This is a genomic window from Gilliamella sp. Pas-s27, from assembly GCF_009795865.1.
Classification (GTDB): Bacteria; Pseudomonadota; Gammaproteobacteria; order Enterobacterales; family Orbaceae; genus Gilliamella.
The window spans coordinates 55,191-68,866 of the sequence record NZ_WTEW01000015.1; the positions used below are offsets into that span (position 1 = coordinate 55,191).

Here is a 13,676-nt window from a genome sequence, read left to right on the forward strand (position 1 = left end):
GGAGCAGATGTTTTAATATAAAATGCAGTATAATTCTTATTATATTGAATCAATAATATACTGAAAAATATGAAAAAATTATACTATTTTGTCCTAATTAATCTATTTATTTCATCAATACTAGCAATTCGCTTCTTTGTTGTTCCTGAGGTATCATTTAATTGGCCTAGTGTTGTATTTTCTGTTTTTGCTGTATTGGGGCATTTTTTCTCGGCTTATCTATTACTTTTGATTGTTTGTATACCTTTTCTTTTGTTCAAACAATCTGTTTGTAATATTATTCTCGCTATAATATTTAGCTTTATTCAAATTGGGTTATATGTCGATACGATTGTATTTCAACAGTACCGGTTTCATGTAAATCAGTCTGTTTTATCGATGGTCCTATCTGGTCAGGTTGTCGATTTTTCGATAATTACCTATTTTTTAATGTTCATGCTTATTGTTATTGTATTTTGCGTGGAGTATTTTATTCTTTATTACCTTAACAATAAATTAACTGCATTGCATAAAAAATCAAGAATTGTTTTATTTTCTACAATATTTCTTTTTGGATCATTTTTAATTAGCCATGTTGTGCATATGATTGCTTTTTATTACGCTTATTCGCCAATTATGGTTGTAAAAGAATATATACCTCTTTACCGGCCATTTACGTCAAAAAAAATCATGGGTTTTTTTGATGAAAAAGGGCAACGGAAAGTTGTGTATAACAAGGATAATAGCAATGCTAATGTAGATTACCCCAAAAAACAGCTAGAGATCAATCCAGAAAATAAAAAAACTAAGAATATTATGTTTATTGTTTTGGATTCTTGGAGATATGATACGTTTAGTGAAGAAATTTCACCGAATACATTTCGTTTTGTGAAACAAAATAATGGTGTAATTTTTGATAATCATTATTCAACTGGTAATGCAACGCGAACAGGAATTTTTGGGTTGTTTTATGGCATTCCCGGTACATATTGGGATTCATTTTTACGGAATAGTATTCCTTCACTATTTATCACAACACTACAGCAAGAAAGCTATAATATTGGCATTTTTACCTCAGCAAAAGTTACTGCTCCAGAATTTGATAGGACTGCATTTGTTACTATCAAAAATTTAAGAATTAGTAGTAAAAACGGCTCTGCATCTAGTAGAGATAAACAAATTACTGATGATTGGCTTAAATGGTATAAGTTACGCGATGCTTCTAAACCGACATTCTCTTTTTTATTTTATGATGCTCCCCATGCTTATGACTTTCCTGACGATTTTTTAGTGAAATTTAAACCTATTGGTGATCTTAATTATATGACTTTAAATAATGATACCGATCCGTTACCAATCTTTAATCGTTACAAGCAAAGTGTTTATTATGATGATTATCTATTGAAAAATATTTACGATGAACTTGTAAAAACAGGAACATTAGATGATACATTAATAATTATTACCGGTGATCATTCACAAGAAATGAATGACAATAAACTCGGTTTTTGGGGACATAATGGTAATTATACTGATGCACAAACAAAGGTACCTTTTATTATTATTGGTGGAAAAGAGTTAGAGAATCTTGAAAATAATCGTAATAAAATGACTAGTCATGAAGATGTTGTTCCGACCCTAATGAAACATTATTTATATGTAAAAAATGATATAAGTGATTATTCAACAGGTTATGATTTATTTGAACCAATAACTAATCGTAACTGGCTTTTGATGTCTAATTATAGCTCTTATGCAGTGAAAACAAATGATAATATTTATCTTGTGAATAGATTAGGAATTAGTCATTATATGGATTTGCATAATCGTGAGATTAATGAAACCCCGAATTATCAATATATTCAAGAAGCGTTAGATCATATGCGTTATTTTTTCCAATCAGGAAAAAATAGTTTAACAGATAGAAACAATTAGTTATAAATTTAAGAAAAAATCATTATCTACCACCAGGAATGGTAGATAATGATTGTTTATTAATGGATATCTGCACAATTTAGGCAGTAAATATAGCGATTTTGTGGATCGTGAAACTGATGCCATAAAGAAACATGTTGTTGAAGCTGTTTTGCTTCTGGAAGCTGTTCAAAAAATATTTCTGCTGTTGATTTAGGTAACGCCGCTAACATATCTGAATAAAATGCATTAAACCAATTTCCTTGTGGTTTTTGCCAGTCAATTTCATAGTCAGTTAAATTAGCTAATGTTGCTGCAGTTTCAATAGCATCATCAAAATCCCCTAGTTTGTCAACAAGTCCAATTTTACTTGCTTCTGAACCTAGCCAGACTTGACCCTGTCCAATTTTATCAACTTGTTCTGTTGTCATATTTCTTGCTTCTGCTACTAGCGAAATAAAAGTTTGATAACCTTTATCAATATTCATTTGAATTAATTGACTCATTTCGTCAGGTAGATTTTTTGTTGAGGTATTACCAGCTAACGGTGAGGTTGTTACCCCATCACTATAAACTCCTATATGAGATAAAGAGTTTTCAAATGTTGGAATAATACCGAAGATACCGATAGAGCCAGTAATCGTATCTGGGCTTGCAACTATATAGTCTGATGCGGTTGATATCCAGTATCCTCCCGATGCAGCCATCCCTCCCATAGAAATTACAACAGGTATTTGATAACTACGTAGTGCTTCTAGTTCGCTACGAATTGCTTCAGAGGCATCAACGCTTCCTCCTGGACTATTTACTCGTAAAACAACCGCTTGAATGTTGTGTTTGTTTAAGTTTTTACGAATATTCCTTAACTGTTCAACAATGTCTTGGCTACCAGCAATGTTACTATTATTTTCACCATTAGTAATGGTACCATTGACGAAAACAACTGCGATAAGCGGTTTTTGACCATTGTCTTTACCAACAGTTTTTTTATCTTTTGATTTAAGTTGATAATCATAGATACTGACTTCATGTTTATTGTTAAATTCTAATTCATATTGGTAATTAGATGCAATAGCGTCGACTAGTCCATTCGAAATAGCGTATTGAGCCATATTACCATTAGTTGCTTTTAAATTTTCTAACATAACATTTGGTGCTGGAACTAATTGTGTAGCATCCTTTTTCCTTTGTGTAGAAATATCATTAAGATAATCATTCCACATAAGTGTTAACCAGCGTGTCGTATTACTTTTAGCTGCTTCAGACATGTCATTGCGAATAAAAGGTTCAATAGCTGATTTATAAGTTCCCACCCTGAAAACATGTGTATTAATTTTTAAATTATCTAGTAAGGATTTATAGTATAGGTTATTAGCAGCCAGCCCATATACACCAACAGAACCAAGTGGGGTTAAATATATTTTATTAGCATAACTGGCTAGATAATATTGACTTTGATTAAAATTTGAACCGAAAGCATAAATGGGTTTATTTGCTTCGCTAAATTTTTTCAAATATTTGCCGATATATTGTAGTGAACTCATATCTGCGCCAGTAAAATTATCTAATTTAAGAACTATGCTTGTAATATTCGGATCTGTTGTTGCTTGGGCTATTTTTTGCGTTAATTCAAATAAACTGTTTTCGCGAGAAGTATTTACTTTCTTGCCATAAATCTTGTTTTGTAAGGCATAGATTTCATCACTGTAAAGTGTATTATCAACAATAGTCCCTTCAATATCTAAAACTAATGCTCCATATTGTGGAATGATTTCTTTTTTTTGTGCTTCTTTGATTAAAGATATGCAGCTAAAGATTAAAATGATAATAATGAGAAAAATTAAGTTAAGAAATATTTCTCTAATAAAATTAATAACTTTCCATATTGATTTAATAACAGATAGAATAGACATAATAAATGACCTTTTCATAGTTGTATTTTAGTTTTTTATTTCGATAGGTTTCTTTTTAAAATATTTTTTATCTTCAAATCGTAAGCATGTTAGTTTTCCTCCCCAGCAACATCCTGTATCAAGTGCATAAATGTTTTTTGGAGTACCTTTTCCATTTAATGCTGCCCAATGTCCAAAAGCGATACTATATTCGCTTGGGATTTTGCGCGGTAAAAGAAACCAAGGTTTCAGTTTTGATGGTGCATGCTCAGGTGATTTTTTATAATAGAAATCTAACCGACCGTCCTCATAGCAAAAACGCATACGAGTTAATGCATTAGCAATATAACGTAGTCTATCTAACCCTTGTAATTCTGGTTGCCATTCATCAGGAAAATTACCATACATTTTATCAAGGAATAGGACATAAGAGTCACTAGATAAAATAACGTTTAAATCATGAGAACATTTTTTCAATGTTTTAAGATCCCATTGCGGTGAAATACCCGCATGAGTCATAATTAGCTTTAATGATTCGTCGATTTGAATCAAAGGTTGCTTACGTAACCAATTTATTAATTCATCAAAATCTGGTGCATGAATGATGTCTTCAAGATTATCTTTTTTTTTCGCAGGTGTTACATTGGCGTAAATAGATAATAAATGTAGGTCATGATTACCCAATACCAATCGAATTCGGTCGTTATTATGTTTGACAAATCTTAGAACTTCTAGTGATTTTGGTCCTCTAGCAACGAGATCTCCAGTTAGCCATAAAGTGTCCGATGACGAAAATTTAGCCTTTTCAAGCAATCGCATAAATTCATCATAACATCCATGAATATCACCAATGAGAAAATTTGCCATAGTTTTATTTCCATGCGTTTGCTAGTTGACAGTATTGTTGTACTGATAGGTTTTCTGCACGTAAATTTGGATCTATATTTAATTCGGTTAATTGTTCTATAGTAAACATATTACTTAGACTATTGCGGATAGTTTTTCGTCTTTGATTAAATGCTTCTGTAGTTAATCGAGAAAGAATTTTTATATCCTTGACTAGATAAGGTTTCTCTTTATATGGTATTAATTTAACTACCGCAGAATCTACCTTTGGTGCAGGCTTAAAAGACGTAGGAGGAACTTCCAATACAGGAATAATTTGACAATAATATTGTGCCATAACACTAAGTCTGCCATAGTTTTTGCTATTAGGAGCCGCTACTAGCCGTGTAACTACTTCCTTTTGTAGCATAAAATGCATATCTGAAATAATATTTGCATGCTCAAATAAATGGAACACCAAAGGTGTTGAGATATTATAGGGTAAGTTACCAAATACTCTCAGTGGCTTTCTTAATTGAACTGACAATTGATTAAAGTCAAAAGTTAGAGCATCTTGTTTTATAATAGTTAGTTTATTGCGTAAAATTGGATTTTCAATTAATCTACCCGCTAGATCTCTATCGATTTCTATAACAGTCAAATGATCAACATATTTACTTATAGGTACTGTTAATGCTGCAAGCCCTGGACCAATTTCAACTAGAGCTTGGTCCTTTTTAGGCTGTATTGCTGCAACAATACTTTCGATAATGTAATCATCATGTAAAAAATTTTGTCCAAATCTTTTACGAGCAAAGTGTCCTTGATGTACACGATTATTCATGTTTATCTTCACCCGTAATTTTGATATATGCGTCACCTTTTATTTCTTGAATCCATGCTTGGGCTTCTTCAGAAAACTTACGATTAAAAATAAGTCGATAAGCTTGATCCTTTTTCATTGCATTTGTTCCATCTGTTTGTCTTGTATCGATTAATTGAATTAAATGCCAACCATAAGATGATTTTACAGGTTGACTAATTTGACCTTTTTTTAGCTGAGCTAAGCCATTTCTAAATCCATTATCATAAATTTCAGGTCGATTCCAACCCAAATTACCGCCTTTTTCGGCTGATCCTCTATCTTCAGAATTTGCTTTAGCCGCAGCTTCAAAAGTTGTTACACCACTAGTAATTGATTTACGAATATCGTTTAGTTTTTGTTGTGCAATTTTGTCTGTAACTAGGACGTTTGTTTTAACCAAAATATGGCGTGCATTAACTTCTTGAATTGTGATGGTTTTTGGCGCTTCTGAACGAGTATCATCAACTTTTATAATGTGTAAACCAACGCCAGAACGGATTGGGCCAATAATACTACCTTTGGGTGCGCGAATTAAACGCTCTTCAAAGAGTGTAGGTAATTCGTTAAGTTTATGCCAGCCCATACTACCACCTTTTAAAGCAAGATCATCGTTTGAATATGAAGTGGCTAATTTAGCAAAATTTTCACCTTTTTGAGCTCGATTGATAATATCTTGAGCTTTATTTAGAGCGCTATCAATTTGTTGTTTAGATGCTTTCTCCGGAATGGAAATCAAAATATGACTAATTTTAACATCAATATTGTTAGTTGGTTGGCGAGCAATATTTTTTGCTAAATTTTCTACTTCTTTTTCTGAAACTTTGATTCTCGGTTTTACTTCGTGCATTCGAGTTTCTTCAATTAACATGTCATTGTGGATTCTTTCGCGATAGGAGCTATAACTGATTCCCATTGTCGACAGTTTGCTTCGAAGTTGATCGATGGTCATACCATTTTCTGCTGCAATTCTATCAATGGCATTGGTTACTTCATCATCACTAACCGTAATTTTAGCTTTAGCTGCTTTCTGTAAAATTAGATTTTCAATAATTAAACGATCAATAATTTGTTTTCTAAGCACTTTATCATCAGGTAGGTTTTTAGAATCGGTGCTTGCTTTAATTGTTTTTAGCATATCATTAACATCACTCTCTAAAATGACATTATTATTAACAATTGCTGCAACTTTTTCGACAATCTTGGGTGCTGCATTAGCAGATAATGGAGTCATAATTCCCAAACTGAAACTTAGACTTAACGCGATAAATAGTTTTAATAATTTCATATTGATTCAACTCATTTTATTGTTGCAGCATTGATAGTCTGCAATAAATTTATCGATAATTTATATTTAAAGAAATATTTTACTCAAATGCTGTTGTGTATGGTAATTTACCAAAATTCAGCATTTTAGCTTTAGTATCTCGATTATTACCTAACCCTTTTAGTTCAAAATTAACAGACAGTTTATTTTCATATTTACTTTTTCGAGAAATATTGTCCCAATCGGTTAGCTTTCTACCATATTGAACCGTCATTCCCCAACAACAATCACTATAGTGTAAACCAACAAAGCTATCAGTGGTTTGCTCTAATTTTACGTCATAATAATATGAGCCAACAGCACTAACGGTTTGCGATAATGGCCAAGTAGTCATTATTCCTGCTTGAGAAATATCTTGCTTATAGCCTCTATAAGAAGGATTTTTATCAACAGTGCCAATATAGTTACGGTTTGCATAGCGATAAGATAATTGCATTAATTTATCGCCTGATGGGCGATATTCAAATATTGTGTTAGCTAACGAAATTGTATCAATTCTGGTATCATATTGGACGCCACTTCGGAAGATTATATCATCACTTATACGCCAAAAATTATCAGATGCCCAAGTGATGCTACCTGTATCAGAGTTTTCGTCTAAATCGTTATTATGTTCACTCGTTTTTGATTTAGTAAAATAAGTAATTTGCCCGATTGATAAGTTAAATTTTTCAATCTTATTTTCATTATAGAATCGAGTGGTTAACCCTGTGGATATTTTATTGGTTGAGGCAATCCTATCTAAACCACTATAGGGCTGATCTCTAAATAGACCAATATAATCGGATTGTAATATAGTGGAGTCATAGTTGCTAATATTAGACTGGTTTCGATATGGAATATATATGTATTTTACTCGAGGTTCTAAGGTTTGTGTATAACCATCGATAAAAGGTATGTCACGCTCAAAGATGACTTTACCATCAATACTAAATTTGGGTAAAAAACGATTTACGCTTTTGTTTAAATATTTATATTGTTCAATTTCTTTCTTAATATTATCTTGATTGTAATGGGTTGCCATAAACCCTACTTCTGAAGTTAACGATGACCAAGAATTGGTTAAGGTATAATTTAGCGTTGGTTCAATATGAGTCCTCCATGCCTTAGGTTTATTTTCTCCAGAAGTCAAAAAGCGAGATATTTGAGAAAATGTTCTAAATTTGAATGGTCCCAAATCATTATTGTAATAACTCACATCCAGTTGTGGTTCAGTTTGATAAAGAGAGTTTTTTAGCCCCGAATGAAATGGTTGAAAATGTCTATAGCCTAAAGTAATATCCCAACTTTCGTCATTATAAGCCATTTTATAAAACTGTGTTAAATATCCTGCAGTTTGGGATGCGTATTTAGAATTTAGGTTTGTTAGATACTGATTGTCACTAACTCGAGTTGTATCAGCATAGAAACGCCAATTATAATTAATTAATTCTTCATTTTTCCAATGGAATAACCAACGGTGGCTATTGTTATCATAATTGTTACCATTGGTATGATTATTTCTATCCTCACTATATTTACTATCGTGTTGTAGCCAGTCAAATGCAAGTGTGCCTAAGCCTAATTCATTTAAATAGCGAAATTCTGTTTGTAATTGAACTCCACGTTTTTGCAAGACTCTAGGCGTAAATGTTGCATCGTAATTGGGGGCAATGTTCCAATAAACTGGTATTGAAAAATCAATGCCATCAATACTATCATAGCTAAAATTAGGCATTAATAGTCCTGAACGACGTTTATCTCCAGTTGGTAATTGTAAATAAGGTGAATATAGAACCGGGACTTTGCCAATACTAAATATGGCATTCCATACTTCTAATAATTGTTCTTCATTATCATGAATGACAGTTGTTCCCTTGATGTTCCAAATACTATCATTGACAGGGCAAGATGTATAGTTGCCATTTTTTAAAATAATATATCGATTTTTTTCGAATTTCATTTGATCGGCATTACCGCGACCAAGTCTATTGACAAGTTGATATTGACTTGGGCTCATATTGGCATCATTATTATTTAGATTCATTGATGCAACATCGCCTTTCATTTGTATTAAATTATCTTGATAAGTAATATCGCCTTCTAACTTTACTATTCTATTATTGTTATCTTGGGTATCGATTGTTACTTTATCTGCTTGAACTGTACGGTTACCTTGTTCTATTAATACTTCACCGTTGTATATGGCAATACTGGGATAGAATGCTTTTAATTGGTTAGCTTCAACATTTACAGGTAAGGTGTTTATATCTCCATTGACTAAAGGGCGATCAAACCTAGGAACGTCTATAAGACATTGAGGATTATTGCTAATAGAATTTTTAGGTAAACCTATTGCATAACTAGAGTTGTTATATAAGGAAATAGTAATAACTATTGCAATAAGAGAAGGCGCTAATTTTTTCATCAATGATCTAAACGTTATTATGATTATTTTAATTGCTGCATTATAGCTGTTATTTATAAAAGTGCGAATTAAAAATTAACGTCTGCTCTTGCGTTTATTCATTTTACTTAACTGCTTTACCATCATTATTCTTTTTTCAATCGAAGTAAATTGAAACTCGTCCCACCATTTTGCTAATTCTAATAGTTCGCCTTTTTCAATTGAAGCTCGTATTTCTAAAAGATCATAAGCAGCTCTAAATTTAGGATGCTCCAAAATAGCAAATGCACGTTTACCATCTCGTTTCTTCATACGCAACTGTAAACGCCAAATGTCACCCATTACAGTAGTTAATCGTCTAGGTATAGCAATAATTTTACATTGTTCGCTTAGCACTTCGTTAATTGCCATTGAAAATGAATCATAAAACGGCAGCCCACTTTCGGCACTCATTGCTTGAGCTTGTTCAATAATAGGGTACCAAAAAAAAGTTGCAAATAAAAATGCAGGATTGACTCGTTTGTTATTAGCAATACGATAATCAGTATTTTTTAAGGCTTGTTCGATGATTTGTTCTAAACGACTGTTAGTGTTATTGGTAAATAAACGCGTAATAACGGGAAATAGTTGTTCAAACAGATGATATTCTCTTAATAACTTATAAGTTTTGTAGCCATTTCCTGTTTGTAACAGTTTAAGGGTTTCATCAAAAAGCCGAGCTGATGGAATATTTTTTAATAATGATGCCAAGTATTTGATTGGCTCAGCTGTGGTTGGCTCAATTTGCATATTAAGTTTTGCTGCAAAACGGACTGTTCTTAGCATCCTAACAGGATCTTCTTGATAACGTGTTTGTGGATCGCCAATTAATCGAATAATACCTTTTTGTAAATCTTTTAACCCTCCGCAATAATCACGCAATGTAAAGTCTTTTACATTGTAATAAAGTGCATTCATAGTAAAATCTCGACGAATTGCATCTTGCTCAATGGTTCCGTAAACATTATCACGGATTAACATTCCTGATTGAGAACGTTTAGCAACATTGTTTTGCCCATCTTGGTAGTTATGATCACCTCGAAAGGTAGCTACTTCAATAATTTCTTTACCGAACATAATATGGGCAAGACGGAATCGTCTTCCTACCAAGCGACAGTTACGGAATATTTTTTGAATTTGTTCTGGTGTCGCATTAGTTGTGATATCAAAGTCCTTCGGTATTTTACCTAACATGAGATCTCTGATACATCCTCCAACTAAATAAGCTTCGTATCCTTGCTTGTTTAATCGATGAAGGACCTTTAATGCATTTGCACTAATATCGTTACGGGATATATTATGTTCATTACGTGAAATGGACACATAGCCAATTTTTTGTTGTTTTTTGTTTTTTTCATGGCGAAAAATTTTTTGATAAAAACGTGATACTTGTTTAAAAATAGTGCACCTCAAAAAGTGTTTTTGGCTTAATTCTAGTGTAGCGTGCGATTATATCGTAATTGCCAATAATTTTCCATGTTTCTTGAAAACGGCGTTTATTGATTTAATAAAATTATAAATTTATTAAATGGATCAAATATTATATTTGATTTTTTTAATATAATTATCAACAATAGTCATATTAGCAGTATTTAATTAAAAGCGAAAAATTTTGTTTTGCTCTAGTTAAAGTATTTTAAGTAGCTGATTAAAATTAAATAAACTCATACTCAAAACTTTTATTTATTTGTTTTTGTTTCACAGAATGTACTTTATAACGTATTATAATTTAAGAAATTTTTGGTGTTTCTTAAATGCTATTTGTTATACTACACTGAAAGTTATATGAGTATATACTATTAACTAATAACCTATTGGGGATGTTATGAATATTCGTGATTTGGAATATTTTGTTTCGTTAGCTGAATTTCGTCATTTTCGCAAAGCTGCAGATGCGTGCAATGTGAGTCAGCCAACTCTTAGTGGTCAAATTAGAAAGTTAGAAGATGAATTAGGCGTAATGTTATTAGAACGTACTAGCCGCAAAGTATTATTTACTCAAACGGGTATGATGTTAGTTGAACAAGCGAAAGAAATTTTACGGAATATTCAAATTCTAAAAGAGATGGCAAGTCGCCAAGGTGAAGAAATGTCTGGGCCAATGCATATCGGTTTAATTCCTACTATAGCACCTTACCTTTTGCCTCATGTTATTAGTGTTTTACATGAGTCGTTCCCTCAATTAGAACTTTATTTACATGAAGCTCAAACTGCTAGTATTGTTGCTCAGCTTGAAAGTGGTAAACTTGATTGTGCTATTGTTGCACAAGTTAAAGAAACAACACAATTTATTGAACTGCCATTATTTGAAGAACCTATGTTTTTAGCTGTTCCTGCTGGTAACGAATTAGCTAGTAAAAAAACTATTAAATTATCTAATTTAAAAGGGCAAAAATTCTTAATGTTAGAAGATGGACACTGTTTACGTGATCATGCTATGGGATATTGTTTCCAAGTTGGTATTGATGAAGATAAGCAGTTCAAAGCAACTAGCCTTGAAACGCTTCGAAGTATGATTGCTGCTGGTCGAGGTATTACTTTATTTCCAGAACTTGCTGCTCCTAATGAGAGGATTCGTGATAATATTTGTTATATTCCATGTTCAGATCCGGTACCTTCGCGTAGTATTACTTTGATTTATCGTCCTGGATCGCCGCTACGTTCTCGTTATGAAACAATAGCTAAAACTATTCGAGAGCATATGCCGAAAGTACTTGCTGAAAAAGAGCGATTGTTAAAAGTAGCAAATTAATGTTAGGTTACATCTAAACGATTAGGATTGAGCTATTAAATGAAAAATATCAAGACAGGCATAGGTATTCGCGCTCAACAAAAAGAAAGAACTCGCCGTACGTTAATTGAGGCGGCATTTAATCAACTTAATGCAGAGCAAGGTTTTAATAGTTTAAGTTTACGAGAAGTTGCCCGTGAGGCTGGTATTGCGGCAACTTCGTTTTATCGCCATTTTCGTGATATGGATGAATTAGGTTTGGCCATGGTTGACGAAAGTGGTTTAACTCTTCGTCAATTGTTGCGCCAAGCACGTAAGCGTATTGAAAAAGGCGGTAGTGTACTAAGAACATCTGTTACTACGTTTATCGAGTTTATCGATAAAAATCCTAAAGTATTTTTGTTACTTCTTCGTGAAAAAGCCGGTACATCATCGGCTTTTCGCTCTGCTATAGCTAGAGAGATTCAACACTTTATTGTAGAGCTTGTTGATTATCTTGATAATGCTAACCAGATGCCTCACCATTACAATGAAGCTCAAGCAGAAGCAATGGTAACTATTGCTTTTAATGCAGGAGCTGAAGCAATTGATTTTGACACAGTACAAAGACAAAAATTAATTGAAGATCTTATTTTTCAATTACGGATGGTATCTCGTGGAGCTTATTATCTATACCATAAGGAACAAATCAAAAAAGATAGTCATTAATCGTTATAATTTCCAAATCTAATCTTGAAATTCTAATTTGGTCGTAATATTAAAGTTTCATACTATTTAGCAATTAATTATTTCCAATAAAAATATCTAATAATTACTGATTTTTTCTATTTATTATTTACACTATAGCAGTAAAAAAGAGAAACATTGTTAAATAGGAATTAATTTAATAACTAAACTATACTTTTTGCTTTATTCGCTTATTTTGTCTTTTCCCTTTTTCAACTATGCTTATTCAAATGTAGGCTTTAAGGAAATCTATTATAGCAAAGAAGACAGTAGACCTTTAAATATTGCAATATGGTATCCGACAAATAATCAACAAAGAGCAGTAGCTATTGGTGACAACGCCGTTTTTTATGGTTCTAAAGTTATTCCTAATGCTGCACCTCTTTCAAATTATCATAAACATCCTTTAATTGTTATTTCACATGGTTATGGAGGAAGTTGGCAAAGTTTAAATTGGCTTGCTTATGAACTAGCAGATAAGGGATATATTGTTGCTGCACCTAATCATCCCGGAACTACTTATTTTAATAAAAATATTACTCAATCTAGTAAATTGTGGTTACGTCCTCAAGATCTAAGTAAAACTATTGATGCGTTACAAATAGATGAAATTTTAGCAAACCATATTGATATGAACAAAATTTCATCTATTGGACATTCCCTTGGCGGTTGGACAGTAGCTGTACTTGCCGGAGCAAGGTTTGATACAGATCTTTTTAAACAAGATTGCACTATAAATTCACATTTAAAAGCTTGCCAATTAGTGAGTGAACTTGGACTAGATAACCCACAATTAAATAAAAACATGTCAGATCCGAGAATAAAGTCATTTATTTCTTTAGATGCGGGATTAGTTAGAGGATTTACCGCAGATAGTTTGAATGATCCTCGCCAAAAAAGTGGAAAAAATTCGCCTCTATGATATAAACAAAAATCATAGGAGACAAATATCATGGTCAAAAAATTTAGTATCGAATTCAAACAACAATCAGTGG

10 protein-coding genes are annotated in these 13,676 nt (G+C 32.4%); 4 read left to right on the forward strand and 6 right to left on the reverse strand.

All coding sequences use genetic code 11. The features are described 5' to 3' along the window. The first annotated feature begins 69 nt into the window (after positions 1-69). Positions 70-1,914, forward strand: a complete 1,845-nt coding sequence (locus GQ589_RS07170; RefSeq protein ID WP_160411035.1) for a sulfatase-like hydrolase/transferase — start codon at positions 70-72, stop codon at positions 1,912-1,914. A 59-nt stretch (positions 1,915-1,973) separates the two neighbouring features. Here GQ589_RS07170 and sppA read toward each other — a convergent pair whose 3' ends face one another. The 6 genes from sppA to pcnB all read right to left on the reverse strand — a co-directional run bounded on the left by sppA (position 1,974) and on the right by pcnB (position 10,625). Further along, positions 1,974-3,806 (reverse strand): signal peptide peptidase SppA, encoded by a 1,833-nt coding sequence (sppA, locus tag GQ589_RS07175; protein WP_160425349.1) that lies wholly within the window; start codon positions 3,804-3,806, stop codon positions 1,974-1,976. A gap of 27 nt (positions 3,807-3,833) precedes the next feature. Then, on the reverse strand, positions 3,834-4,652 hold the full coding sequence (gene apaH, locus GQ589_RS07180) for a bis(5'-nucleosyl)-tetraphosphatase (symmetrical) ApaH (RefSeq protein WP_160425352.1): 819 nt from the start codon (positions 4,650-4,652) through the stop codon (positions 3,834-3,836). 4 nt (positions 4,653-4,656) lie between these two features. Beyond that, the gene (gene rsmA, locus GQ589_RS07185; RefSeq protein WP_160425354.1) at positions 4,657-5,454 is read right to left on the reverse strand and encodes a 16S rRNA (adenine(1518)-N(6)/adenine(1519)-N(6))-dimethyltransferase RsmA; all 798 of its coding nucleotides are present in this window, start codon (positions 5,452-5,454) and stop codon (positions 4,657-4,659) included. Next, positions 5,447-6,760, reverse strand: a complete 1,314-nt coding sequence (gene surA / locus GQ589_RS07190; RefSeq protein ID WP_160425356.1) for a peptidylprolyl isomerase SurA — start codon at positions 6,758-6,760, stop codon at positions 5,447-5,449. The genes rsmA and surA overlap by 8 nt, the downstream gene beginning before the upstream one ends. 79 nt (positions 6,761-6,839) lie before the next feature. Further along, the gene (lptD, locus tag GQ589_RS07195) at positions 6,840-9,206 is read right to left on the reverse strand and encodes an LPS assembly protein LptD (RefSeq protein WP_160425358.1); all 2,367 of its coding nucleotides are present in this window, start codon (positions 9,204-9,206) and stop codon (positions 6,840-6,842) included. Between the two features lie 75 nt (positions 9,207-9,281). Continuing rightward, on the reverse strand, positions 9,282-10,625 hold the full coding sequence (gene pcnB / locus GQ589_RS07200) for a polynucleotide adenylyltransferase PcnB (protein ID WP_160425362.1): 1,344 nt from the start codon (positions 10,623-10,625) through the stop codon (positions 9,282-9,284). A gap of 424 nt (positions 10,626-11,049) precedes the next feature. On the opposite strand from pcnB, the gene oxyR reads away from it, so the two are divergent. The 3 genes from oxyR to GQ589_RS07215 all read left to right on the forward strand — a co-directional run bounded on the left by oxyR (position 11,050) and on the right by GQ589_RS07215 (position 13,603). Continuing rightward, positions 11,050-11,976: a DNA-binding transcriptional regulator OxyR gene (oxyR, locus tag GQ589_RS07205; protein WP_160400562.1), complete on the forward strand. Its 927-nt coding sequence runs from the start codon at positions 11,050-11,052 to the stop codon at positions 11,974-11,976. Positions 11,977-12,036: 60 nt separating this feature from the next. Further along, entirely contained in the window at positions 12,037-12,663 is a 627-nt protein-coding gene (fabR, locus tag GQ589_RS07210) for an HTH-type transcriptional repressor FabR (RefSeq protein WP_160400635.1), read from the forward strand. 214 nt (positions 12,664-12,877) lie between these two features. Then, complete coding sequence (locus GQ589_RS07215; protein WP_160425359.1) at positions 12,878-13,603, forward strand: alpha/beta fold hydrolase; 726 nt, start codon at positions 12,878-12,880, stop codon at positions 13,601-13,603. Positions 13,604-13,676: the final 73 nt, after the last annotated feature.